Source organism: Pseudomonas sp. NFACC43, assembly GCF_900119645.1.
In the GTDB taxonomy this organism is placed as follows: domain Bacteria; phylum Pseudomonadota; class Gammaproteobacteria; order Pseudomonadales; family Pseudomonadaceae; genus Aquipseudomonas.
The window spans coordinates 25,117-48,859 of sequence record NZ_FPKK01000012.1; the positions used below are offsets into that span (position 1 = coordinate 25,117).

At 63.5% G+C, this 23,743-nt stretch carries 19 protein-coding genes; 5 read left to right on the forward strand and 14 right to left on the reverse strand.

Annotation, left to right across the window (positions count from 1 at the left end; all coding sequences use genetic code 11):
- Positions 1-179: 179 nt before the first annotated feature.
- The 4 genes from BT179_RS19590 to gabP form a co-directional block, all read right to left on the reverse strand.
- Entirely contained in the window at positions 180-1,532 is a 1,353-nt protein-coding gene (locus tag BT179_RS19590; protein ID WP_072396684.1) for a TolC family outer membrane protein, read from the reverse strand.
- Between the two features lie 2 nt (positions 1,533-1,534).
- Entirely contained in the window at positions 1,535-2,905 is a 1,371-nt protein-coding gene (locus BT179_RS19595) for an HlyD family type I secretion periplasmic adaptor subunit (RefSeq protein WP_072431531.1), read from the reverse strand.
- Positions 2,898-4,619 (reverse strand): type I secretion system permease/ATPase, encoded by a 1,722-nt coding sequence (locus BT179_RS19600; protein WP_072431530.1) that lies wholly within the window; start codon positions 4,617-4,619, stop codon positions 2,898-2,900. The genes BT179_RS19595 and BT179_RS19600 overlap by 8 nt, the downstream gene beginning before the upstream one ends.
- A 281-nt stretch (positions 4,620-4,900) precedes the next feature.
- Positions 4,901-6,304, reverse strand: coding sequence for a GABA permease (gene gabP, locus BT179_RS19605; RefSeq protein ID WP_072396667.1), 1,404 nt, complete (start codon positions 6,302-6,304; stop codon positions 4,901-4,903).
- Positions 6,305-6,725: 421 nt separating this feature from the next.
- Here gabP and BT179_RS19610 point away from each other — a divergent pair, with 421 nt between their 5' ends.
- Entirely contained in the window at positions 6,726-7,337 is a 612-nt protein-coding gene (locus BT179_RS19610; protein ID WP_072396665.1) for a TetR/AcrR family transcriptional regulator, read from the forward strand.
- A gap of 57 nt (positions 7,338-7,394) precedes the next feature.
- Here the strand turns inward: BT179_RS19610 and BT179_RS19615 are convergent, their stop codons facing one another.
- The 3 genes from BT179_RS19615 to BT179_RS19625 form a co-directional block, all read right to left on the reverse strand.
- On the reverse strand, positions 7,395-8,498 hold the full coding sequence (locus tag BT179_RS19615; RefSeq protein WP_072396663.1) for a polyamine ABC transporter substrate-binding protein: 1,104 nt from the start codon (positions 8,496-8,498) through the stop codon (positions 7,395-7,397).
- A gap of 38 nt (positions 8,499-8,536) precedes the next feature.
- A complete protein-coding gene (locus BT179_RS19620) occupies positions 8,537-9,871 on the reverse strand; it encodes an alginate export family protein (protein WP_072431529.1) in 1,335 nt (444 codons plus the stop codon).
- Positions 9,872-9,989: 118 nt separating this feature from the next.
- Complete coding sequence (locus BT179_RS19625) at positions 9,990-11,249, reverse strand: serine hydrolase domain-containing protein (RefSeq protein WP_072431528.1); 1,260 nt, start codon at positions 11,247-11,249, stop codon at positions 9,990-9,992.
- A gap of 292 nt (positions 11,250-11,541) precedes the next feature.
- On the opposite strand from BT179_RS19625, the gene BT179_RS19630 reads away from it, so the two are divergent.
- The gene (locus BT179_RS19630) at positions 11,542-12,645 is read left to right on the forward strand and encodes a sigma-54 interaction domain-containing protein (protein ID WP_072431527.1); all 1,104 of its coding nucleotides are present in this window, start codon (positions 11,542-11,544) and stop codon (positions 12,643-12,645) included.
- A 138-nt stretch (positions 12,646-12,783) separates the two neighbouring features.
- Here BT179_RS19630 and sfnG read toward each other — a convergent pair whose 3' ends face one another.
- Complete coding sequence (gene sfnG / locus BT179_RS19635) at positions 12,784-13,881, reverse strand: dimethylsulfone monooxygenase SfnG (RefSeq protein ID WP_072396656.1); 1,098 nt, start codon at positions 13,879-13,881, stop codon at positions 12,784-12,786.
- Positions 13,882-14,262: 381 nt separating this feature from the next.
- Here sfnG and BT179_RS19640 point away from each other — a divergent pair, with 381 nt between their 5' ends.
- Complete coding sequence (locus BT179_RS19640) at positions 14,263-15,507, forward strand: acyl-CoA dehydrogenase family protein (protein WP_072431526.1); 1,245 nt, start codon at positions 14,263-14,265, stop codon at positions 15,505-15,507.
- 30 nt (positions 15,508-15,537) lie between these two features.
- Here the strand turns inward: BT179_RS19640 and BT179_RS19645 are convergent, their stop codons facing one another.
- On the reverse strand, positions 15,538-15,978 hold the full coding sequence (locus BT179_RS19645; RefSeq protein ID WP_072431525.1) for a tryptophan-rich sensory protein TspO: 441 nt from the start codon (positions 15,976-15,978) through the stop codon (positions 15,538-15,540).
- Between the two features lie 131 nt (positions 15,979-16,109).
- Between BT179_RS19645 and BT179_RS19650 the strand changes: the two genes are divergently transcribed.
- Entirely contained in the window at positions 16,110-16,694 is a 585-nt protein-coding gene (locus BT179_RS19650; protein WP_256343856.1) for an alpha/beta fold hydrolase, read from the forward strand.
- Between the two features lie 116 nt (positions 16,695-16,810).
- Here BT179_RS19650 and BT179_RS19655 read toward each other — a convergent pair whose 3' ends face one another.
- The 5 genes from BT179_RS19655 to BT179_RS19675 form a co-directional block, all read right to left on the reverse strand.
- Complete coding sequence (locus tag BT179_RS19655; protein WP_072396650.1) at positions 16,811-17,032, reverse strand: formate dehydrogenase subunit delta; 222 nt, start codon at positions 17,030-17,032, stop codon at positions 16,811-16,813.
- Positions 17,029-19,905 (reverse strand): formate dehydrogenase subunit alpha, encoded by a 2,877-nt coding sequence (gene fdhF, locus BT179_RS19660; protein WP_072431524.1) that lies wholly within the window; start codon positions 19,903-19,905, stop codon positions 17,029-17,031. The genes BT179_RS19655 and fdhF overlap by 4 nt, the downstream gene beginning before the upstream one ends.
- Positions 19,902-21,461, reverse strand: coding sequence for a formate dehydrogenase beta subunit (locus tag BT179_RS19665; protein WP_072396646.1), 1,560 nt, complete (start codon positions 21,459-21,461; stop codon positions 19,902-19,904). Before BT179_RS19665 ends, fdhF begins: the two co-directional genes overlap by 4 nt.
- Complete coding sequence (locus tag BT179_RS19670; protein ID WP_072431523.1) at positions 21,455-21,937, reverse strand: formate dehydrogenase subunit gamma; 483 nt, start codon at positions 21,935-21,937, stop codon at positions 21,455-21,457. The genes BT179_RS19665 and BT179_RS19670 overlap by 7 nt, the downstream gene beginning before the upstream one ends.
- A 288-nt stretch (positions 21,938-22,225) precedes the next feature.
- Positions 22,226-23,149 carry a LysR family transcriptional regulator gene (locus BT179_RS19675; RefSeq protein WP_072431522.1) on the reverse strand — a complete coding sequence of 308 codons (924 nt, stop codon included), beginning with the start codon at positions 23,147-23,149 and terminating at the stop codon, positions 22,226-22,228.
- A 124-nt stretch (positions 23,150-23,273) separates the two neighbouring features.
- Between BT179_RS19675 and BT179_RS19680 the strand changes: the two genes are divergently transcribed.
- Positions 23,274-23,723: a cyclophilin-like fold protein gene (locus BT179_RS19680; protein WP_072431521.1), complete on the forward strand. Its 450-nt coding sequence runs from the start codon at positions 23,274-23,276 to the stop codon at positions 23,721-23,723.
- Positions 23,724-23,743: the final 20 nt, after the last annotated feature.

Consider the following 23,743-nt stretch of genomic DNA (forward strand, 5'->3'; position numbering starts at 1 on the left):
GTCAAACGGTGGGGCGAGCTTGCTCGCAATGAACGGCGGCAGATCCAGCATGGATGCTGACTGACCCACCGCTATCGCGAGCAAGCTCGCTTCCACAGGGGGCCTGCTGTGCCTGAAAACCTGAAGGCAGGCACGGCGCCTGGACGGTTTTCTTGTGGCGAACCTGACCCCTGGACTGTCTAGAACAGGCCTTGCACCTGCGCCAGTACCGCGCGATTCATCTGGCCGGTATGGGTGTGCAGGCTGACGTAGCTTTGCAGCATGTCGAGCTTGGTGTCGAGCAGGTCTCGACGGGCCTGGAAGACGCGCTGCTGGGCATCGAGGATGTCCACGGTGGAACGCACGCCGCCCTGGAAACCTTTTTCTGTCGAGGTCAATGCCCGCTGGTTGGACTCCACCGCCCTTTGCATCGCCTTGCTCTTGGCGAACCCGGCCACCACGCCCATGTAGTCGGTTTCGATATCCTCGGCCAGTTGCTGGCGCTGTACGTCATAGTCCGACTGGGCGCCGGCCAGTTGCGCTTCGGCCTTGGCCACCGAGGCGCGTACCGCGCCGCCGCGATACAACGGGATATCCAGCTGCACACCAACGTAATAGGTGTCCTGGCGAGGATCGAGCTCCTGGTATTGACGGGTTTCCCGACGGGTCAGCTGAGTGGTCAGCGACAAGGTCGGATAATGCCCGGCGCGCTGGCTCTCGGCCTGCGCCTCGGCCACCTTGACCGCCGCCAGCCGGGCCGCCAGCTCGGGGCTGGCCTGGCGGGCGATGGCGGTCCAGTAGCCCAGGTCCTGCTCGGGCGGCAGCGGGCTGCTGGCGGCCAGCTCCTCGCGCATCGGCTGGATGTCTTCGATGGGCACGCTGGCCCGGCCCGACAACGCCCGCAGCGCAGCCACCCGTCGTGCCTGTGCCTCGGCTTCCTGGGCCTCGACCAGGTCCAGGCGGGCCTGGGCTTCATCGATATCGGTCACCGCCCCCTGCCCCCCCTGGAACAGCTTCTTGCTCTGTATGACCAGCCCATTGATGGCGGCCTTCTGCTGGGCGATCAGCTTGATTTCGTTCTCGGCCCGGGCGACGTCGAAGTAGGCCTTGGCGACCCGGTCGTACAGGGCCTGGTCAGCGACATCGAACTGTTGGCTGCCCAACTGACCACGGGCCTTGCCTTCCTGGTAGGCCGCCCAGCGGGCCTTGTCGTAGAGCGGCTGCTGCGCCGCCAGGGTGACGTTGTTGGCCTGGTAGTCGTTGCTGTTGACGTAGGTGCTGTCATCGCCACCATCGGTGCGTCCGCCATAACCATAACGGGAAGTCAGGGACACCTGCGGATAGAGCCCGCCACGCCCGATCGCCTCTTCATGGCGCGAGGCTTCGAATGCGTGGGCCGCCGACTGCACGGTCGGATCGTTGAGACGCGAAGCATCGTACGCCGCGATCAGGCTCAGGCCGTCCTCGGCGGCCCACGAGGGGCTGATCGCCGCCCAACCGCTGCACCACAGGCTCAACAGCATCCGGCGACGATAAAGCCAACGGTCAGTCATGCTCATTCCTCCTTGAAGGCCGCCAGCAAGCGTTCGCGCAAAGGTTTCATCAGGTAATTCATCAGGGTTCGCTCGCCGGTCACCACGGTGACGTCGGCCAGCATGCCGGGGCGCACCTGCAACCCGGCGGCCTGCAGCGCGGCGACCGTGTCGGCGGCGATCTCGACCTTGGCGGAGAAGTACGGCAGGTGCGTCTGCTCATCGATCAACTGGTCCGCCGACACCGTACTCACCGTGCCCGTCACCGTCGGGGTGTCCACCCGTTGCAGGGCGGTGAAATGCACATGCACCGGCAAGCCCGGTCGCAGCTTGTTGGCCATCAGCGGCTCGAAGCGGGCAGTGATGGCCATGGGCGCATCCAGCGGTACCACCTGCATCAGGGTCTGGCCGGCCTGGGCGACGCCACCGACCGTGTGAATGTTCAGGTCCATGACCTGCCCGGCCGCCGGCGCGCGGATGGCACCGTTATCGACTTCGAACTGCAAGGCACGGATCTGGTCGGCGTATCCCGCGACTTCGGCAGACACTTCGCTGAGCTGGGTCTCGGCGTCGCGACGAAACTCCTGTTGCGCCTGCAAGGCCTTGAGCCGACTCTCGTTGATGGCCTGCCGGGTCCTGCCGATGTCGCCGACCCCGGAGGCGATCTGGCCGGCCAGTTGCGCCGCGTTGCGCTCGGCCTCGAAGAGTTTGTTGCGCGGGACATAACCTTCACGGGCCAGGTCACGCAGGCCTTCCAGTTCCTGTTGCTGGAACCGCATCTGCGCGTCGTAGTTGCGCTTCACGCCCTCATAGCCGAGCAATTGCTGCTGCAACGCGGCCACTTCGTGTTCGATGATCTGCAAGCGGCTGCCCAACTCTGCGCGACGGGTCAGGAACAACTGGCTCTGCAGTGCCATGGCGGCCTTGACTCGAGGCTCTTCGGCGCGCTCCAGCAATTGCGTCGGCCATTGAATCTGCGAAGCGCCCAGGCGCTCGGCGATCAAGCGTGCCTCGATGCTCCGGCCGTTGAGCAGCTTGCCCAGGGTCACGTCCAGTTGCGACTGCGCCTGCACCGTGTTGAGCTGCATCAGCAATTGGCCCTGGCTGACACGATCGCCATCGCTCACCAGCAGTTTTTCCACCACGCCCCCCACCAGCGACTGCACCGCCTTGCGCTCGCCCGCCACCACCACGGTGCCGCTGCCCACCACGCCCTGGTCCAGCGGTGCCAGGCAGGCCCAGAGCAAGGCGCCGCCGAGTGCCAGCACCAGGAACCCCATGCCATATCGCGCCGCCGCACCGGCATCGGTGCTGGCGCCGGGCAGCACACTGACGTTGCGCACGCTCATCCCATGCTCGCTGTACACCTGTTTCCCCGGAGTCAGATCACGCATCTTCGCCGGCCTCCTTGACCGGGGCCGGTCGCGGCCCCGGCATCAGCGCCTTGAGCACCCGGTCACGGGGCCCGAACGCCTGTTGGATCCCGTCCTTGAGCACCAGGATGTGATCGACCACCGCCAGTACGGTGGGTCGATGGGTGATCAGCACCACGGTGCTGCCGGAAGACTTCAACGCGTTGATGGCCTGCACCAGCGCCAGCTCGCCGGCTTCATCGAGATTGGAATTGGGTTCGTCGAGCACGACCAGGGACGGGTGCCCATACAATGCCCGGGCCAGGCCGAGGCGTTGTTTCTGTCCACCGGACAAGCCAAGCCCGCCGGGGCCCAGCGGCGTGTCATAGCCCAGGGGGAATCTCAGGATCATTTCGTGGATGCCGGCGTGGCGGCTGGCGGCGATGATCTTGTCGGCGTCCTGCTCGCCGAAGCGCGCGATGTTGTCCGCCACGCTGCCGTCGAACAGTTCGATGTCCTGCGGCAGATAACCCAGGTGCGGGCCCAGGGCGTCGGCGGACCACTGACTGATCTCGGCGTTGTCCAGGCGCACCGAGCCGCCCAGGGGCGGCCATACTCCAACCAGTGCCCTGGCCAGGGTCGACTTGCCGCTGGCGCTGGGCCCGACCACCGCGAGCACGTCCCCTTTGTTCAAGCTGAAGTTGATCCCCCGCACTATCGGCTGAGAAGCCCCGGGCGCCCCGACATACAGTTGCTCCAGGCGCACCGCGCCGGTCGGCGGTGGCAACGGCATGCGCAGGCGCTCGCGCGGATGCTGGGCCAGCAACTGGCTCAGGCGCTGGTAGCTCTGGCGTCCGGCATTGAACTGCTTCCACGAACCGATGGCGATTTCCACCGGTGCCAGGGCTCGACCCAGCAGCAGCGACATCGCGATCATCATGCCCGCCGACAGTTGCCCTTCGAGCACCAGCAACGCGCCCAGCCCCAAGGCCAGGGACTGTCCGGAGATGCGCACGAAACGGGTTGTCGATGTGATACGGGCACTGCGGTCGCTGGCGTGGGCCTGGGCGGCAATGATGCGTTGCTGCAACAGGCTCCAGCGCTGACGCAATGGCCCAAGCATGCCCAGGGCCTGGATCACTTCGGCGTTATGCAGCGTGCTGTTGACGTAGACCGCCGACTGCACGCCCAGCCGGTTGGCTTCGCCCAGGCGCGCCCGCGTCGCCAGTTCGCCCCACAGCGCCAGACCGATGAGCACCAGGGCCAGCACCAGCGTGAGCACGCCGAACCAGGGATGGAAGATGAACGCCACCAGCAGGAAGATCGGCAGCCAGGGCGCATCGAGCAAGGCGATCAGCCCCTGGCCGGTAATCAGCTGCCGCAGCGTGGCCAGGTCGCTGAGCACCTGGGCCGGGTTGGCGTTGTGCTCGCGCAGGCTACGGGCGAACGCGGCGTCGAAGATCCGCTCGCCCAGGGCATCGTCGAGCCCGGCGCTCATGCGGATCATCACCTCGCCGCGGACCCACTCGATCAAGGCACTGAACATGAACAGCCCCAGGGCGATCAGGGTCAGCATGAACAACGTGGTTTCGTTGCGACTGGTCAGGACACGGTCGTAGACCTGCATCATGTACAGCGAAGGCACCAGTACCAGCAGGTTGATCACCCCACTGAACAGTGCCAGAGCCCAGAACACGCGGCGATAACTCAACAAGGCGGCATCGATGTCATGCCGCGGATCGAGAAGCAAACCCATAGTTGTGCAACCCGCAAAAGGAATAGTCGGTCCAGGACGCAATCCATCGCGAGTTATTTGCCCGAAGGCGCGTGTGCCCCATGCAGCTGACGTGCCGCCATCAGGCGCGATCCTCATCGCCATAGGCGCCAATTACTGACAACGCAAGCACGGGTTAGTGCCGGTTCGCAGGGTGGGGTTTCAAATGCGGGTGACGGGCGGATGCCGGGCACCCGAGAGCTGTTTCAGGGTTGAAACAGCTTGGGGACGAAGGCCCCGACAGGGCCTTCGCAGTGTGTAGGTTACGAACCCAGGGAAACGGCGCCTTTCGCCTGGGAATGCTGCCGCGATGTCACCAGCCCGATGAAGGAAATGGCCAGCGCCAGGCCCAGGGTCGTGCTCACTTCGCTACGGTGTTCTGGGGTGATCATCATGACGGCCAGCGCCGCCGAGATGAACACGATGACCAGCCAGGTCAGCCAGGGAAACAACCACATGCGAAAGGACAACTCGACGTTCTGGCGACGCAGCATGCGGCGCATGCGCAGTTGCGAGATGGCGATCACCAGGTACACCAGCAAGGCGATGGCCCCGGAACTGGCGAGCAGGAACTGGAACAGCCCGGCGGGCATGAAGTAGCTGAACAGCGTGATGCCGGCGCCCAGCACGGTGCTGGCAATGACTGCCGCCCTCGGCACGCCCTGGGAGGATGTCACCTTCAGCGACTTCGGCGCATCGCCGCGCCGGCCCAGGGAGTACAGCATGCGCGAGGCAATGTAGATCGAGGAATTCATGCAACTGGCCACGGCGATCAGCACCACCGCATCCACCAGGAACTTGGCATGGGGAATGTTCATCAGCTCCAGGGCGCGTTGGTAGGAACCCACCGAAGCCAGCTGCGGATCGTTCCAGGGCACCACGGAGATGACCACGAAGATCGACAGCAGGTAGAACACCCCGATGCGCCAGATCACCGAGCGGGTCGCCTTGGCGATGTTCTGCGCGGGATTATCGGATTCGGCCGCGGCGATGGTCACCGCCTCCGTGCCGATGAAACTGAACATGATGGTGATGAAAGCCCCTACCACCGCCGACAGGCCGTTGGGGGCGAAACCGCCGTGCTCCTGCATCAGACGACTCAAGCCGCTGGCTTCCCGCTCCGGGATCCAGCCCATCAGCACGGCGAACCCCAGGGAAATGAAACCGATGATCGCCACGACCTTGGCCATCGCGAACCAGAACTCGAACTCGCCATACTTGGATACGCTGAACAGGTTCGTCACCGCCAGCGCGACAATCGACACCGAGGCGAAGAACCAGGCGTCGATGGAGGGAAACCATTGGTTCAATACATGCCCGGCGGCCAGGGCCTCGATGGGGATCACCAGCACCCAGAACCACCAATAGAGCCACCCGATGGTGAACCCCGCCCAGCGCCCGATGGCCTGGTCGGCGTAGGTTGAAAAGGAGCCGGTGTCCGGGCGTGCCACCGCCATCTCCCCGAGCATCCGCATCACCAGTACCACCAGCAGGCCGGAAAACAGATAGGCCAGCAGGACGGCGGGCCCCGCCGCCGCGATGGCGTGTCCCGATCCCACGAATAAACCGGCGCCGATAATCCCGGCGATGGAGAGCATGGTGACGTGACGAGGCTTGAAGCCCTGCGCCAGGTGGCCGTTCGAATCCTTGAAACTGGGGCTGGTCATTTTCTTATTCTCTTGTGGCGGCATGAGGCGTGCAGGGCAATGGTCGGTGCCTGAGTACTCGCTCCTCCTGAAAAGCGGCACCTGAATGAGTATTCGCCACCGTCTCGTACGGGCGCACGGCGGTGGAAGCTGCGCCACGGTACCTGTCTTTCCTCACCAGTCAGTTAGCTGTATGCGTCGGGTTTGTGCCTGTTCTCGCCACTCAATACATGGCATTTTGCCCCGGCTGGTAGGGTCGAATGCCCCTATAATCCCCGTGGCCGGCGGGCTCGTGTCGAAATAATCGCTTTAAATACTTTATCGGGTTAAGTATTTTGAAAAGATCCCCGGGGCCATTCGATGCCAGTCTCGCGTCCACAGGTTGCGCAAATCCCGACTGACCATCGCACCACCCTGCTCTACCCAACGACAAGGATTCTTCGTGAGCGGATTGCGTGAACGACAAAAAGCCGAACGACGCCAGGCCATCAGCAAGGCGGCCATCGAACTGTTCGAGCGCCAAGGCTTCCAGGACACCACCATCGAGCAGATCGCCAGCCAGGCCGGCGTGTCGGCCCCCACGGTGTTCAAGTACTTCGGCAACAAGCAGGAGATCATCCTCGAGATCCTGCACGAGGCCGACCAGCGAGCCCTCAAGGACACTCGCAGCCGGATGCCTGAAATAGAGGATCCGGTGGAAGCCCTTTGTTATCTGGAACGCTTGCTGACCGGGTACGCCCTGGAAGTCATGCACCCCAGCCTCTGGCGCGAATTGCTGCCACTGATCCTGTTCGGTGGTGACAACGGATTGCCGGAAGGCTATCGAGCCATGAACGACGCGCTCAGGGCCGAGATCAGCGGGCTGATCAGGGCGTTGCAGCAGGCCGGCAAGCTGCGCGCCGACCTCGACGTCGAACTGGCCGCCTTCCTGCTGAACGACTATTCGCACCTGCAATTGTACCGACTGGTCAACCAGGAGCAACCGGATGTCGAGGCTCATTCCACCCAGGTCAGGCGCATCACCGAACTGCTGTTCCAGGGGATGCGCGCCTGAAGCGGGATGATCCGCGGGGTCATGGCGGGCCCGGCGGTACAAGCCGGGCCGCGGGGCTCAACGCCGGGTCTTGATGGCGGTCCAGGTGCGAGTGCGAATCCGCTCCACCGCTGCCGGCACGGGCTCCAGGGCGAACAGGGTCTTGCGCGCGTCGTCCGGTATATACATCGCCGGGTCGTTGCGGATTTCGGCATTCACCAGCGCCGTGGCGTCCTTGTTGGGGTTGGGGTAGCCGATCTTGTTGCTGATCCGGGCGATGACATCCGGGCGCAGGATGTAGTTGATGAAGGCGTAGGCTTCCTGGGTGTGGGGAGCGTTGGTGGGCACCATCATCACGTCCGACCACATCGGCGCGCCTTCCCTGGGCAACGCCATTTCCACCTTGACCCCTTTGCCGGCCGCGTCGGCCAGTCGCCTGGCCAGGGCGACACCACCCGACCAGCCCACCCCGACGCAGATTTCACCATTGGCCAGGTCCATGCCATAGCGCGATGAATTGAAATAGGTGATGTAGGGACGGACCTTGAGCATTGCCGCCTGGGCCCGTGGGTAGTCCTCGCGTTTCTGGCTGTTGGGATCCAGGCCCTGGTAGTGCAGGGCAATCGGTACGATTTCATTGGCGGCGTCGAGCAACCCGACACCACAACTGGCCAGCCTGACCATATTCTCTTCCTTGAAGAGGATGTCCCAGGTGTTCATCTGCACGTCAGCACCCAGTACTTTGCGGACCATGTCGACGTTGTAGCCGATCAATGTCGTGCCCCACAGGTACGGCGTCGCGTAACGGTTGCCCGGGTCACCCACCGCTTCGAGGGACTTCATGAATTCCGGGTCCAGGTGCTGCCAGTTCGGCAATTGGCTGCGATCCAGGGGCTGGACCGCTCCGGCGGCGATCAGGTGACTGATGTTGGAACTGCTCGGGTACACCACGTCGTACCCGGAGTTGCCGGTCAACAGTTTCGACTCCAGGGTCTCGACGCTGTCGAAGACGTCGTAGATCGGCCGAATCCCGGTTTCTTCCTGGAAGCTCTTCAGGATTTCGGGCGGCAGGTACTCGATCCAGTTGTAGATCCGCACCGTCCGTTCCTCGGCAAGGGTCGCCCCACATACCGACAAGGAAACGGCTGCACCCAGCAAGGTGTTACGCAAAAATCTGTTCATGATCAGACACTCCAACGCGGCCCCGGGGCTCGCGGCACTTAATAGCGATAGGTGAGATAGAGTTCCAGCGCGCTGAATTTGCGGTCGTCTCCGAACACTTGCCTGGCCGCGGCCATTGGCTTGACCCAGTTATAGGAGAGCGAGGTGGAGAGCGATTTCGACGCCGCCCAATCCAGGAACACGACGCTCTCGTCGGCGAAGCGCCGATCACTGACCGCGGCTCCCATGTAGTTTTTTTCGTCCAGCCAGAACTGGTAGTGAATCGCCCCGAGCGTCAGGGTTTCGTTCAGATGCGTCTTGAGGGAAAACTGCTGGACGTTTTCGTTGCTGTTGAACAGCAGGTAATTGCCGACGACATCTCCCACCAGCCACGTCCCCCAGTCGATGAAGCCTTTGCTGAGGGGATCCCAGGACGCCTGGCGGTTATCGGTGAGGTCGCTGTCACCGGAAAAGCTGGCGTAGCGATAACCCAGGACCGGCGTCAACGGCAAGGTGTCGAAGGCATAGTCCGCCTGGCCATACCAGGCCTTGGCGGCGTAATCGACCCCGGCCCCGCTGCCGCGCTGCAGTGCGTATTCGGCATTGAGCGTCAGCGCTGGCAGGCCCGGCACCTTGGCATTGAGCGTCCGGACGTTGTAGACCCGCATGCCATCCCGGCTCAAGGGCGTCGAACCCTGGGGGGCCAGGGAGTCGATCTTCATGGCCATGGCGCCCAGCGTCACCCGGTCATCGAGGTTGTAGTCCAGGTTGACGCCGGTCATCCGCAAATCACCCATGTCATCATCGGTGCGCAAGGTGAATGCCTGGGTTTTCAACGCACCGTGATCCCAGGCCAGGATCGCGGAATCCTTGAAGGCCGTCCTGGGGGCGAGCCAATAGGCACCGTCCTCGAGCTGGTCGAGATTACCGTCCATGACAATGAAGCCATTGCCGATCATGTAGTTCTGCCGGCCAGCGGTGAATGTCCACTCCCCGGCCCGGAAACCGCCGTACAGTTCCTCGAGGGCCACATCACCATCGGAGCTGCGGGTGAAACCGCCGGCATCGCCATCGCCAAGGGTGGTGGCCGCCACGAGCGAACCACCGGCCAGCAGGCTGAAGTCCGGCTGCAAGGCGTAGTCCAGCGTGGCACCGGGCTTGACGTAGAACTCCTGCCAGTCGATTTTCGTGCCGCCGTTGCTTCGGCTGCGCATGTCCACCCGGCCACTGCCGAAGTTGACGTTGCGCGTAGAGAGGGTCGCCGCACCGGCGGTCAGGTTGACTTCGCCCTTGAGGGCGCCCTCCTCGAAGGTATAGCCCGCCCAGGCAACCTGGGCGGCCAGGGGTAAGCCGAACGCCAAGAGCGTCCGGGACCAACGTGTCATGCAAACCATATGAAGCTCCTGTTTGATTTATTGTTGTTACAGGGCAGTGAATGGCGGCGCAGGGCCTCGCCAACACCTGGCCAGGCCAGGTGAACGGAACGCGAATTCTTGTAATAGAGGGATGTGGTCAGCGAGTCAGGTGCGCGGCGATGGCTCGCAGCATGCGCACGCTGTCCCCGTCGAACGGGCTGACGGCTTCGCTGAGGGACGATTGCTTGACGATCACCACACCGGACGGTTTGTCGACGAACAGGTACTGGCCGTGGATGCCACCGGCCATCAATGCCTGGCTGTGGTCGTTGAAGACGTACCACTGGCTACGGTAGGACGCGCCGGGGGTCCATGCGCTGAAGTCCGGGGATGTGGCGTAGACCGCGGGGTCGGCGCCAGCGAGGATGCCGGCGATGGCCTCGCTCGATAGCAGCTGTCGTCCGGCGTGGCGGCCCTCGTTGGCCAGCAATCGCCCGAACCGCGCCATGTCCCGCAACGTCGCACTGAAGCCGGCACCGGCAACATTGCGCCCCCAGGGGTCGGCCATGAAATAGCCGTCGCGCTCACAGCCCAACTGACTCCAGATGTCCTGCAACAACTCATGGCAAGCCCTGCCGCAGGCACGCTCCATGACCCAGGCCAACGCTTCGGTGGTGGCCGTCACATAGTGGAAGAAACCACCGTGGCTGCCGCGTTTGCGCAGGCTCGGCAAGTACTCGTACAAGGATTCGAACTGCCCGTACTGCACCGGTGCCGGCTGGAAACCGCAGGCATAACCGTACTGGGAACTCTCGGAATCAGGGTCTTCATAGACCTCGCTGTAATCGATGCCCACGGCCATGTCGAACAGCTGGCGCACCGTTGCATCGGCAAATGCGCTGCCGGCCAGTTCCGGTACGTAATGGGCCGCAGGCAATGCGGTATCCAGCAAACCCTCGCAGACCAGCTGTTCGCCCAGGGTGCCGATCAGCGACTTGGTCACCGAGAACATGATGTGCCGGTCCTGGGGACGCTGACCGTTGAAATAGCGTTCGTAGAGCACCGTGTCGCCCTGCATCACCAGGAAAGCGTCGGTCTGGCTGGCAAGCAGGTGCTCGATCACACTGATGCTCAAGCCGCATTCGCTGTTGAAGTGCAGTTGGTCCAGCGGCTGCGGTGCCTGCTGCAACGGACTGACCGGCGCGGCCCCTGCCTGCACGTCGATGGACGGCCGCAGACGCGCCAGGTTGCGGAAACCCCATTGATTGAACGGAGCGCGCATCCAGTTATGCCAGGTCACCCGGCGTTGAGGTTCAGGCGGAAAGCCTTGCATGAATGAAGATGTGGAACGTGGGTCGGACGATTCGATCGCCTCGACGTAGAGACTGGCCAACGAAGGCACGGCGTTCTGACTCATCGGGTTGCCCCTGAAAAGTGACTCTGCGTGAAAGCAGATGCAGGGAAATAATTACTCGGTATTTATTTTTAGTCAATAAAGTTTTTTACCGAACTTTATTTTATTTGGATCTACCCGAGAGGCCCGAATCATTCGTGTGTCGGCTTAAGCAAATGCCTAAAAGTTATTTTATCTACAATTTTTATATCATTTAGATTAGCCCTCACGCCGAATGCCTCGCGCGGTGCAGCCATCAGGGAGCGTTGGCCGGCGCCTCACTTCAGCCACTGCGAACTCATAGGAATGGGCACTCATGCAGCTTCTAACGCTTCCATCTTCTCCCGACCTGGCGACCTCGATCCGCGCCACGGCCCAGGTCTTCGAAGACGCCTCCTCCCGCGCCCTGCTGGCCCACCTGCAGCAAGTGGCCCCCAGTGACGCCAGCGTCCTGATCATCGGCCAGACCGGTACCGGCAAGGAACTGGTGGCGCGCCACATACACAGCCTCAGCGCTCGCCGCGACAAGCCGTTCGTCGCGGTCAACTGCGGGGCGTTTTCCGAATCGCTGGTGGAAGCCGAATTGTTCGGCCACGAGAAAGGCGCCTTCACCGGAGCATTGGCGGCCAAGGCAGGCTGGTTCGAGGAAGCCGACGGCGGCACGCTGTTCCTCGATGAAATTGGCGACCTGCCGTTGCCGATCCAGGTCAAGCTGCTACGGGTGCTGCAGGAACGGGAGGTGGTCCGCCTGGGCTCGCGCAAAAGCATCAGGATCGACGTGCGTGTGTTGGCTGCCACTAACGTTCAGCTGGAAAAAGCCATCGACGCCGGGCACTTTCGCGAAGACCTGTATTACCGCCTGAATGTGGTCAGCCTGGCACTCAAGCCCTTGCGCGAACGCCCCGGCGATATCCTGCCGTTGATACGTCACTTCATCGCCCAATACAGCCGCCGGTTGGGCCGTGGCGAGGCGACGCTGGATGCCGAGGCGCAGCGCAAGTTGCTCGACTATGCCTGGCCGGGGAACATTCGCGAGCTGGAAAACGTCATCCATCACACGCTGCTGATTTGCCGTAGCGACGTAATCGGCGTGCAGGACCTGCACTTGTCCAACTGGCGCATCGAGCGCCAGGACAACCCACCGCAACGCGAGCCCCAAAGCGCAGAGGCACTGTTGCAAAAAGCCCTGGAGAAACTGCTCGAACAAGAGCATGGCAAGCTGTATGAAACGGTGGAAGCCGAACTGCTGCGTGCCGCCTATCGATACGCCAACCGCAACCAAGTTCACACCGCCAGCCTGTTGGGCCTGAGTCGCAATGTCACCCGCACGCTCTTGATCAGGATTGGCGAATTGGTGGTCAACAAACGCCGCCCCGCGCTGAGCGCCCGGGACGGCCGGCTGGTCAATCTATCGACCTGATGGCTCCCTGGCCGGGGGCGCGTACGAAGGGTCGCCGAGCGACGATCCGACGAAGCGAAAACAGGCGAGCAAGCGCACTCGCGCACGAGCCTGTCTTCAACCCAGCCTGATCGTCGGGCAGGCACTTTCGTACGAAGCCTAGGCAACCGCCGCCGTTCTGGTCGCCACTTTGCCTTGCTCCAGCTCGCGTACCAACGGCAGGACCCGGCGACCGAAATACTCGACCTCCTCCTGGAAATGCAGGAAGGCGGCCAGCACCAGGTCTACACCCACGGCCTTCAAGGCAACGATACGTTCGGCAATCTGCTGGGGGGTGCCGATCAGGTTGGTCTTGAAGCCGTCGTTGTACTGCACCAGGTCTTCGAAGCTGGACCTGGCCCAGTTGCCCTCGCCTTCGGGGCTTGCCTTGCCGGCCTGCCTGGCCGCGTCACCGAACGCGTTGACGGCTTCGGGATCGGCCTGGTCAATGATCTGGGCCAGCACCGCACGGGCTTCTTCCTCGGTGTCGCGGGCAATGACGAAGGCGTTCACCCCGACCTTGACCGTGTGGTGGTTGGCCGCCGCTTTGGCCCGCAGGTCGTCGACCTGGGCCTTGACCCCTTCCACCGTGTTGCCGTTGGTGAAGTACCAGTCGGATACCCGGGCGGCCATGTCCCGCGCGGCCCGGGAACTGCCGCCCTGGAAAATTTCCGGGTGCTGCTGCAGGGGCTTGGGCTTGAGGGTGTAACCGTTGAAACGATAGAAGTCGCCGCGGAAAGTGAAGTTGTCGGTGGTCCAGATGCCCTTGAGCGTGGTGATGAATTCCTCCGAACGACGATAGCGTTCATCGTGCTCCAGCCAGGGTTCGCCGATAGCGGTGAATTCGCCCTTGAACCAGCCGGACACCACGTTGATCGCCACGCGACCGCCGGTGAGCTGATCGATGGTCGCGATCTGCTTGGCCAGCACCGAAGGCGTCCATGGTCCGGGCAACACCGCCGCAATCACTTTCAACTTCGTGGTGGCCGCCAGCAAGGCGTGGCTGAACGCCACCGATTCATGCTGGTACTCGGCGCCATAGCCGGCGGTAAAACGAATCTGGGTCAGGGCGTAGTCGAAGCCGGCATCCTCGGCGATCTGTGCCAGCTTACGGTTGTAATCGATTCCCCAGTCGGTGCGTTGCGGTATCTTGCTGACCACCAGTCCGCCGCTGACATTGGGCACCCAGTAGGCAAACTTGATCGTGTCCTGGCTCATTGCGTGTACTCCCGGCTCGTTGAGATATAGGCGTGCTCGCCTCTGTACAACCGCTGGAGCAGCAACCGTGCCACTTACGTTTTTCATTTGTTTTCAATGAGTTGATTCTATCCCTCAAGTTAATACTGTCGTGCGGCGGACAGGCTGTCGGATCGCTGTTGCACAGCCGACACCCGGCGCCGCCCGGCGCAAGCTGCTTGACTGTTGCCACACCCACAGTCGCCAGGCAGATTGCCCGCAGCACGACAGCCCGACACCAGCATCAATCCGGCAAACGTCCCGTTTGCGCAGGTTTCGGCCACCGGGCATGGAGCATGCAACGGTGTCCTTGACGGCAGATCTTCGCCCTGCCGCCCTTTCGTCCTCAGAAGGAACACTGCCATGACCGCACAGCAACAACACCTGCCGCCGACCCTGTCCACCGGTACCGACTACGAAGCCTTGGCCGAACGGTTCCGGCCGATCTTCGCGCGCATCCAGGCCGGCGCGCTGGAGCGCGAGCAGACCCGCAGCCTGCCCTTCGAGCAAGTGAAATGGTTGAAGGAGGCCGGGTTTGGCGCCATTCGCGTCCCGGTCGAATACGGCGGCGCCGGCGCCTCGTTACCGCAACTGTTGCAATTGCTGATCGAACTGGCCGAAGCCGATTCCAACCTGCCCCAGGCCCTGCGCGGGCACTTCGCTTTTGTCGAGGATCGCCTCAATGCCCAGGCGACCAGCCCGCAGGACGTCTGGTTCAAGCGCTTCGTCGACGGTGAACTGGTGGGCAATGCCTGGACTGAAGTCGGCGCCGTGAAAATCGGCGAAGTCCTCACCCGGGTTTCCCGTCAGGACGATCGATGGGTGGTCAACGGCAGCAAGTACTACAGCACCGGTAGCATCTTCGCCGACTGGATCGACCTGTATGCCCAGCGTGACGACAACGGCGCCGACGTGATCGCCGCCGTACGTGTGAATCAGCCGGGTGTCAGGCAAAGCGATGACTGGGACGGCTTCGGTCAACGCACCACCGGCAGTGGTACGTCGGTGTTCGACAACGCCGTGGTGGAAGCGGAGAACCTCATCGACTTCTCCACCCGTTTCAAGTACCAGACCGCTTTTTACCAACTGGTGCTGCTCGCCGTGCAGACAGGCGCCGGACGTGCCGCCGTCCGGGACATTACCGAGCAAGTGCGCCAGCGCACGCGGGTGTTCAGCACCGGCAACGCCAGTGAAGTGAGCCAGGATGTGCAAGTTCAGCAGGTGATCGGCAAGGCATCGGCCCAGGTCTATGCCGCCGAAGCCACGACCCTGCGCGCCGCCGCTGCTTCGCAACGAGCCTATGAAAGTCGCTTCAGCCAGAACGCCGAGACCGAACACACCGCCAACATTGCCGCCGAACTGGAGTCGGCCCAGGCCCAGGTGGTGGTGGCCGACCTGGCCTTGCGCGCCACCAGCGAGGTGTTCAACGCACTGGGCGCGTCGGCCACCAGCACCAGCAAGGCCCTCGATCGCCACTGGCGCAACGCCCGGACCGCGGCTTCGCACAACCCGCTGATCTACAAGGAACGCATCATTGGCGACTGGGAAATCAACGGGACGGAGCCGCCGTATGTCTGGCAGATTGGTGGCGGGTCGAAGCAGCGTTGAATTCGCCTTGGAGCATTCATCGGTGGGGCATCAGCGATTGTTACGCAGGATGGAGAAATTCAACGTGGCGGCCACGCAAAGCCATGCCAGGTAGGGAAACAGGATCAACCCTGTGATCACGTCCAGGCGCAACGCCAACACCACCATCGCCGCGACCACCAGCCAGAGCAGCGCGATGACCACCATACCGGCGAGCACCTGGTGGGCCCCGAAGAATACCGGGGTCCACAGGGTGTTCAACGCAATCTGCGCCGCCCATAACGCCAGCGCCTGCTGGCTTCCCGGTATCATGCTCAGCCGGTAGCCCGCCCATGCGAGCAACAGGTAGATCACTGTCCAAGCCACGGGAAACAGCCAGTTGGGGGGTGTGAAACGTGGCTTGACGAGGGACTCGTACCATTGTCCTGGCTTGAAAATGATGCCGGTACTTGCGGCGGCACAACAGGCGAGAAGAAAAATGAAGAAGGTCATTGGCGGTCCTTGGCTGGGCGGATGGGGAAACATGACAGGCAGCGGATGACTACACTCCATCGCCATGTACTTCTTTCAAAGACTCGCTGGCCCTCGTATAAATTCAACGCCGATTCGTACTCCATGCGGGCGTGCGTTATCCCGAGCGTTTGACGGGCATCCATCTCAACTACATCCCCGGTGCCTATCGCCCGCCCCTTGGCGAAAACGACCCGCCGCCGACAGAAGAAGAAACGGCTTTCCTGCACCGTGCCGCGGCCTTCAGCGAAGCCGAAGGCGCCTATGCGCACATCCAGCGTACCAAGCCGCAAACCCTGGCCGTGGGCCTGAGCGACTCTCCGGCGGGATTGCTGGCCTGGATGGGGGAAAAGGTGCTGTCGTGGTGCGATACGAAACCGGCCATCAGTCACGAATGGCTCCTGACCAATGCGACGCTGTACTGGCTGACGAACTGCATTGGCTCGTCGTTCCGCCCTTATGTGGAAGGAAGCCGGCGGCCCTTGCTGTTCAAGAGCGGCGAGCGCGTGAAACCGCCGCTTGGGGTCGCGGCGTTTCCCAGGGAGCTGCCGCTGCCGCCACGTAGCTGGGTGGAGCGCTGCTACAACGTGCAGCGCTGGACCCAGATGCCACGCGGTGGCCACTTTGCCGCGCTGGAGCAGCCGGCGTTGCTGGCAGAGGATATCAGGGCGTTTTTCCGGCCATTGCGTGCGGTGTGACGGCACGCACTGCCTGTCCCTGAAACGTTCACGAAGCGGCCCGGGCAGCGCTTCCCGCAGGCTCGTGGGAGGGATCGATACGGCGTGATCCCTCCCTCGAGCCAACGATCCGCTCGCTAGGCGGGCTCTCGAAACGCCGTCAGTGCCTCCACCACCAGTGGGTGGAGGGCCGCATCCGGATGTTTCTCCTGCCACTCGGCCAGTTCCCGGCGCATGCCCGGGGTCCAGAAGCTCTTGATGTGCTGACGCACGCCATTCACCGCCAGCGTGTGATCCGGTTCGCTGGCGAAGTACTGGGCGATCTGGTTGGCCATCTTGATCAGGCTTTCGCAACTCATCGGCGCACCTCGGCGGTTTCGGCATGGCGGCGCTCGCGCAGCAGGCGGCTTTGTTCGTCACTGAACGCCTGGTAGCGCTTCTGCCATTCCGAAGGCTGGCTGACCCGCACGATCTCCACCGCCGTGACCTTGTATTCCGGGCAGTTGGTGGCCCAGTCGGAGTTGTCGGTGGTGATCACGTTGGCCCCCGATTCAGGGAAGTGGAACGTGGTGTAGACCACGCCCGGCGCCACCCGCTCGGTGACCCTGGCCCGCAGCACCGTCTGCCCGGCGCGGCTGCCGATGCCGACCCAGTCGCCATCGACGATGCCGCGACTCTCGGCGTCGGTCGGATGGATTTCCAGGCGGTCCTCTTCGTGCCACGCCACGTTCTCGGTCCGGCGGGTCTGGGCACCGACGTTGTACTGGCTGAGGATTCGTCCGGTGGTCAGCAACAACGGGTAGCGGCTGTTGACCTTCTCCTCGGTCGGCACGTAGCCGGTGAGCATGAAACGCCCCTTGCCGCGCACGAACTCATCGATGTGCATGGTTGGCGTGCCATCCGGCGCGGCGTCGTTGCAGGGCCATTGCAGGCTGCCATGACGCTCCAGCTCGGCGTAGCTGACACGGTGGAAGGTGGGCGTCAGGCGGGCGATCTCATCCATGATCTGCGAAGGATGGCTGTAGTTCATCTTGTAGCCCAGGGCATCGGCCAGGGCGATGGTGGCTTCCCAGTCGGCCTTGCCGGCCAGCGGCTCCATCACCTTGCGCACCCGGGATATACGGCGCTCGGCGTTGGTGAAGGTGCCGTCCTTTTCCAGGAAGGAGCTGCCCGGCAGGAACACGTGGGCGAACTTGGCCGTCTCGTTGAGGAAGATGTCCTGCACGATCACGCATTCCATCGCCGACAGGGCCGCCGTCACGTGCTGGGTGTTGGGATCGCTCTGGGCGATGTCTTCCCCTTGGCAGTACAGCGCCTTGAAGGAGCCGTCCAGGGCCGCCTCGAACATGTTCGGGATCCTAAGGCCCGGGTCGGGTTGCAGGGTCACGTTCCAGGCCTGCTCGAACTGGGCCCGCACCGCTTCGTTGGAAATGTGCCGGTAGCCGGGCAACTCGTGGGGGAACGAGCCCATGTCGCAGGAGCCCTGGACGTTGTTCTGTCCACGCAGCGGGTTCACCCCGACGCCTTCCCGACCGATGTTGCCGGTGGCCATCGCCAGGTTGGCGATGCCCATCACCGAGGTACTGCCCTGGCTGTGCTCGGTGACCCCGAGGCCATAGTAGATGGCCGCGTTACCGCCGGTGGCGTAGAGCCGCGCGGCAGCGCGGATCTGTTCGGCGGGCACGCCGCAGACCGGGCCCAGGACCTGCGGGGCATTCTCCGGCAGGCTGACGAAATCGCGCCAGCGCGCGAAATCCGCCGGCTCGCAGCGCTCGTCGACAAAGCGCTGGTTCACCAGCCCTTCGGTGACGATCACATGGGCCAATGCGTTGAGCATCGCCACGTTGGTGCCGGGACGCAGCTGCAGGTGCAGTTCGGCCCGGGCATGGGGCGAGTCCACCAGGTCGATGCGCCGTGGATCGATGACGATCAGTTGGGCGCCCTGGCGCAGGCGGCGCTTGAGCTGGGAACCGAAGACCGGGTGGGCATCGGTGGGGTTGGCCCCCATCACCAGGATGACGTCGGCCTTCATCACCGAGTCGAAACTCTGGGTACCGGCGGACTCACCCAGCGTCTGCTTGAGGCCATAGCCCGTGGGCGAGTGGCAGACCCGGGCGCAGGTGTCGACGTTGTTGTTGCCAAAAGCCGTGCGCACCAGCTTCTGCACCAGGTAGGTTTCTTCGTTGGTGCAACGACTGGAGGTGATGCCGCCGATGGAGTCGCGTCCGTACTTGAGCTGGATGCGCCGCAATTCGCTGGCCGCATAGGTTACTGCCTCGTCCCAGCTGACCTCCTGCCATGGATCGTTGATGTGCTTGCGGATCATGGGCTTGGTGATGCGGTCCGGGTGGGTCGCGTAGCCCCAGGCGAAACGCCCCTTGACGCAGGAGTGGCCATGGTTGGCCTGGCCGTTCTTGTCCGGGACCATGCGCACCAGTTGCTCGCCCTTCATTTCGGCACGGAAGGAGCAGCCCACACCGCAGTAGGCGCAGGTGGTGATGACGCTGCGTTCCGGCTGGCCGATCTCCACGACGCTCTTGTCGATCAGGGTCGCTGTCGGACAGGCCTGCACGCAGGCACCGCAGGACACGCATTCGGAATCGAGGAAATTGTCGCCGCCGGCCGCCGCCACCCGGGAGTCGAAACCGCGCCCGCTGATGGTCAGGGCAAAGGTGCCCTGGACCTCCTCGCAAGCCCGTACGCAACGACTGCAGACAATGCATTTGCTCGGGTCGTAATCGAAGTACGGGTTGGAGACGTCCTTGGCCTCGGTCAGGTGGTTGGCGCCTTCATAGCCGTAGCGTACTTCGCGCAGGCCCACCTGCCCCGCCACCGTCTGCAGTTCGCAGTTGCCGTTGGCCGGGCAGGTCAGGCAGTCCAGCGGATGGTCGGAAATGTACAGTTCCATCACGTTGCGGCGCAGCGTGGCGAGCTTGGAGGTCTGGGTACGCACCACCATGCCTTCGGTCACCGGCGTGGTACAGGAAGCCGGATAGCCGCGCATGCCCTCGATCTCCACCAGGCACATGCGGCAGGAGCCGAAGGCCTCCAGGCTGTCGGTGGCACAGAGTTTGGGGATGGTGGTACCGAGCAGCGCCGCGGCGCGCATCACCGAAGTACCGGATGGGACGCTGACTTCGCGGCCATCGATGGTCAGGCTGACTTGCACCTCGCTGTCCCGCGCCGGGGTGCCGAGGTCGATATCCGTTTTAGGGTCGAAGACAGTGATCATTGGTCGGCCTCCAGGGGCGCCAGACCGAAGTCGGCGGGAAAGTGCTTGAGGGCGCTGGCGACGGGGTAGGAGGTCATCCCACCGAGGGCACAAAGCGAACCGTATTGCAGGGTGTCGCAAAGGTCTTGCAGCAGCAGGGCCTGTTCCTGTCGGGCCCCGGCATCGGTACTGGCGATCAGGCGATCCACCACCTCGACCCCACGGGTCGAGCCGATCCTGCACGGCGTGCATTTGCCGCAGGACTCCTCGGCGCAGAATTGCAAGGCGAAACGGGCCATGTGGGCCATGTCCAGGCTGTCATCGGCAACCACCACGCCACCGTGGCCGAGCATCGCGCCCATGGCGGCGAACGCTTCGTAATCCAGCGGCGTGTCGAACTGCGCGGGTGGAACCCAGGCGCCCAACGGGCCGCCCACCTGCGCGGCCTTCAGCGGACGGCCGCTGGCGGTGCCGCCGCCGTAGCCTTCCACCAGCTCCCGCAGGCTCAGGCCGAAGGCGCGCTCCACCAGGCCGCCATGGCGAACGTTGCCGGCCAGCTGGAACGGCATGGTGCCCAGGGAGCGGCCCATGCCGAAGTCGCGGTAGAACTGCGCGCCCTTCTCCAGGATGATCGGCACCGACGCCAGGGTCAGCACGTTATGCACCAGCGTCGGCAGCCCGAACAGGCCTTGCAGGGCCGGCAGCGGCGGCTTGGCGCGCACCGTGCCTCGCTTGCCTTCGAGGGACTCCAGCAGAGCGGTTTCCTCGCCACAGATGTAGGCACCGGCCCCCACCCGGACGTGCAGCTCGAACGTGCGGCCACTGCCGCCCACGTTCGTGCCCAGGTAACCGGCCTCCCGGGCGATGACCAGGGCTTTGTTCAGCGTCGCCACGGCGTCCGGGTATTCCGAACGCACGTAGATGTAGCCCAGGGTGGCGCCCACGGCGATGCCGGCGATGGTCATGCCTTCGATCAACAGGAAGGGATCGCCTTCCATCAGCATACGGTCGGCGAAGGTGCCCGAGTCGCCCTCGTCGGCGTTGCAGACCACATACTTCTGTGGCCCCTGCGCTTCACGCACGGTGCGCCACTTGATGCCCGCCGGGAATGCCGCCCCGCCCCGGCCTCGCAAGCCCGAATCGAGGACGCTGGCGACCACGTCGGCGCCTTCCATCTGCAGGGCCCGGGCCAGGCCCTGGAAGCCGCCCTGGGCACGATAATCGTCCAGCGACAGCGGCCGGGTGATACCGGCGCGGGCGAACAATAGCCGCTGCTGGGTCTTGAGATAGGGGATCTGCTCCACCGGCCCGAGGGCCAATGGATGACTGGCGGGATCGCCGGCCAGGGCATCGAGCAGGCTGGGCACGTCCTGGGGCGTCACGGGGCCGAAGCCCCAGCGTACGCCGCCGCTGTCCAGCTCCACCAGCGGCTCCAGCCAATAAAGGCCACGGGAGCTGGTCCGCCGCAGCTGCAGCGGCACCTGACGACGTTCGGCCTCCTGGGCCAGGGCGGCCGCCACCTTGTCCGCGCCCACGGCGCGGGACACCGAGTCCTGAGGAATATGGAGGTTCAGCATGCGCCGTCCTCCAGGCAACCGGTCACCAGCTGGCGCAAGCGCTCGGGCGTGACCCGAGCATGCAGTTCACCATCCAGTTCCAGGGCCGGCGAACAGACGCAGGCCCCCAGGCAATAGACCGGCCGCAGACTGATCCTGCCGTCGGCGCTGGTGCCGTGGTCGTCCAGGGACAGGTGTTCGCGCAACTGGGCGGCCAGGCCTTCGGCGCCCATGCTCTGGCACGACTCGGCCCGGCACAGACGCAGGGTATGGCGCGCGGGCGGCGTTGTACGGAAATCGTGGTAGAAGCTGATCACACCGCGCACTTCAGCCTGGCTGAGGTTCAGGGCATGGGCGATTTCAGGGACGGCGGCGTCAGGTACATACCCGCAACCTTCCTGAATGGCGTGGAGAATCGGCAGCAAGGCACCGGGGGTGTCCTTCTCGCGTTCCAGAACGCTGTGGATCAAAGGCAGGTGAAGCGTCTCATCAGGCATAAACGTACCTCGGCATCTCGAACGATACCGCCGCCTGGCGGCAGCCGTCCGGAGTCTTGGCTGCGGCGTCCGGTCCACGTCACGGTAGCGTGGCAAATCCGGTCGCCCTCCTTGCTCTCCGGTCGGGTGTCTTGGCGCACCTGATCCGGGGGCATCTTTACAGCTTGCCACTCCCAAGGGGCGGCGATTGCACGTGGACGACTCAACGTGTCCTGAAAGCGACGACTTTTGCGCAGGGTCCTCGCGGCCCGGCACTACCTTAAGAATAGACGATGCGCAGATCCGGGCTCACCGGTCGCCGCCCGGCCCATGGGAGCCCTCGATGGGTTTGCGCAGCGCGTTGGCAACCAGGGTGAACGCCGGCGAGGGTTGTCGTCGGCTGGGGTAGTACAGATAGTAGCCTGGAAACGGTGGGCACCAGTCTTCCAGCACCCGAACCAGCCGACCTTCTCGAAGGTGCGGTTCAAACTCTTCTTCAGGCAGGTACGCGACCCCCAGCCCCGCCAATGCTGCCTCCACGATATGGGTGGAGGTATTGAAAATGAGCTGCCCGTCCACCCTCACGTTGACGGGTTCGCCTTGTCGCTCAAAATCCCAGACATAGAGCCCGCCTGACGTCTGCATGCGCTGGTTGATGCAGCGATGATCGATCAGGTCCCGGGGATTTGCGGGTATCGCGCGGCTGGCGAAATACCCTGGCGACGCAACGGCGGCCATGCGCAACGAGGGACCGATGGGAACCGCGACCATGTCCTTGTCGATGGTATCGCCCAGGCGTACGCCTGCATCGAAGCGGTCCGCGACGATATCCCGAAATCCGTAGCTCACGTCGAACTCGACGTTGATATCCGGGTACTGGTGCAGTAATCCGGTGAGCTTGGGCAGCAATGTCGTACGCAAGACATGGTCGCCGCAGGTGATGCGAACAGTGCCGGCGGGCTTGTCGCGCAGCTCCGTGAGCCTGTCCAGCTCGGCTTCTATCTCATCGAAGCGGTTACCGATGGCTTGCAGCAGCCGCTCCCCGGCGACCGTCGGCGAAACGCTGCGGGTATTGCGCGTCAGTAACCTGATCCGCAAACGCGCTTCCAGACCACTGATTGCCTGGCTCAGTGCCGATTGGGTGACCCCCAGCGTCCCGGCGGCGCGGGTAAAACTGCCTTCCCGGGCCACCGTGACGAAAGACAGCAGATCGTTGAGATTTCTTCTGACCATGGCGCAAGCACTTCGACAGGGATTGATTAGTCATGCTTATAGCCCTGTTAAGCATCCATTAGCTAGTCGCATCAGCCTTCCCCCGTCACCATTACGCCACGTAAAGAGCGAAGGCGCAGTTGCGATGAAAGGCTCAAGGCGGTGCGGGCTGTCGGTGGTGCTCACACTGGCCAGTCACCTGGCCATGAACGGTGCTGCAGCGGCAGCTTCGACAATGGAGAAACCCGACATGTGGATGACCGTCGGCGAACAACGTTTCGCCATCACCCTGGCCGACAACGCGGCGGCTCGCGCGTTTGTCGCTTCACTGCCACTGACGCTGGACATGAGCGATCTCAACCGCAACGAGAAATACGCCACCCTCCCCCAGGCGTTCCCGGCCCAGGAGAGCAAGCCGGGAGCGATCCGCAACGGGGACCTGATGCTGTACGGCACGGACACCCTGGTCCTCTTCTACCTGGATTTCCAAACCGCCTACGCCTACACGCGCCTGGGTCGGGTGGAAGACACCGCGAAGCTGGCCCAGGCACTCGGCCGTCGGGGTGTGCAAGTGACGTTTCACCGCAACCGATAAACCCGAATCGACAGGATTGC

What these genes read in the sequence shown, in the direction of transcription:
- BT179_RS19675 (WP_072431522.1), bottom strand. Translation starts at nt 23,149, where the DNA reads ATGGTCAGAAGAAATCTCAACGATCTGCTGTCTTTCGTCACGGTGGCC.
- BT179_RS19680 (WP_072431521.1), top strand. Translation starts at nt 23,274, where the DNA reads ATGAAAGGCTCAAGGCGGTGCGGGCTGTCGGTGGTGCTCACACTGGCC.
- BT179_RS19620 (WP_072431529.1), bottom strand. Translation starts at nt 9,871, where the DNA reads ATGGTTTGCATGACACGTTGGTCCCGGACGCTCTTGGCGTTCGGCTTA.
- sfnG (WP_072396656.1), bottom strand. Translation starts at nt 13,881, where the DNA reads ATGAGCCAGGACACGATCAAGTTTGCCTACTGGGTGCCCAATGTCAGC.
- BT179_RS19645 (WP_072431525.1), bottom strand. Translation starts at nt 15,978, where the DNA reads ATGACCTTCTTCATTTTTCTTCTCGCCTGTTGTGCCGCCGCAAGTACC.
- BT179_RS19625 (WP_072431528.1), bottom strand. Translation starts at nt 11,249, where the DNA reads ATGAGTCAGAACGCCGTGCCTTCGTTGGCCAGTCTCTACGTCGAGGCG.
- BT179_RS19655 (WP_072396650.1), bottom strand. Translation starts at nt 17,032, where the DNA reads ATGAGTTGCGAAAGCCTGATCAAGATGGCCAACCAGATCGCCCAGTAC.
- BT179_RS19665 (WP_072396646.1), bottom strand. Translation starts at nt 21,461, where the DNA reads ATGCTGAACCTCCATATTCCTCAGGACTCGGTGTCCCGCGCCGTGGGC.
- BT179_RS19595 (WP_072431531.1), bottom strand. Translation starts at nt 2,905, where the DNA reads ATGCGTGATCTGACTCCGGGGAAACAGGTGTACAGCGAGCATGGGATG.
- BT179_RS19630 (WP_072431527.1), top strand. Translation starts at nt 11,542, where the DNA reads ATGCAGCTTCTAACGCTTCCATCTTCTCCCGACCTGGCGACCTCGATC.
- BT179_RS19590 (WP_072396684.1), bottom strand. Translation starts at nt 1,532, where the DNA reads ATGACTGACCGTTGGCTTTATCGTCGCCGGATGCTGTTGAGCCTGTGG.
- gabP (WP_072396667.1), bottom strand. Translation starts at nt 6,304, where the DNA reads ATGACCAGCCCCAGTTTCAAGGATTCGAACGGCCACCTGGCGCAGGGC.
- BT179_RS19600 (WP_072431530.1), bottom strand. Translation starts at nt 4,619, where the DNA reads ATGGGTTTGCTTCTCGATCCGCGGCATGACATCGATGCCGCCTTGTTG.
- BT179_RS19670 (WP_072431523.1), bottom strand. Translation starts at nt 21,937, where the DNA reads ATGCCTGATGAGACGCTTCACCTGCCTTTGATCCACAGCGTTCTGGAA.
- BT179_RS19615 (WP_072396663.1), bottom strand. Translation starts at nt 8,498, where the DNA reads ATGAACAGATTTTTGCGTAACACCTTGCTGGGTGCAGCCGTTTCCTTG.
- BT179_RS19640 (WP_072431526.1), top strand. Translation starts at nt 14,263, where the DNA reads ATGACCGCACAGCAACAACACCTGCCGCCGACCCTGTCCACCGGTACC.
- fdhF (WP_072431524.1), bottom strand. Translation starts at nt 19,905, where the DNA reads ATGATCACTGTCTTCGACCCTAAAACGGATATCGACCTCGGCACCCCG.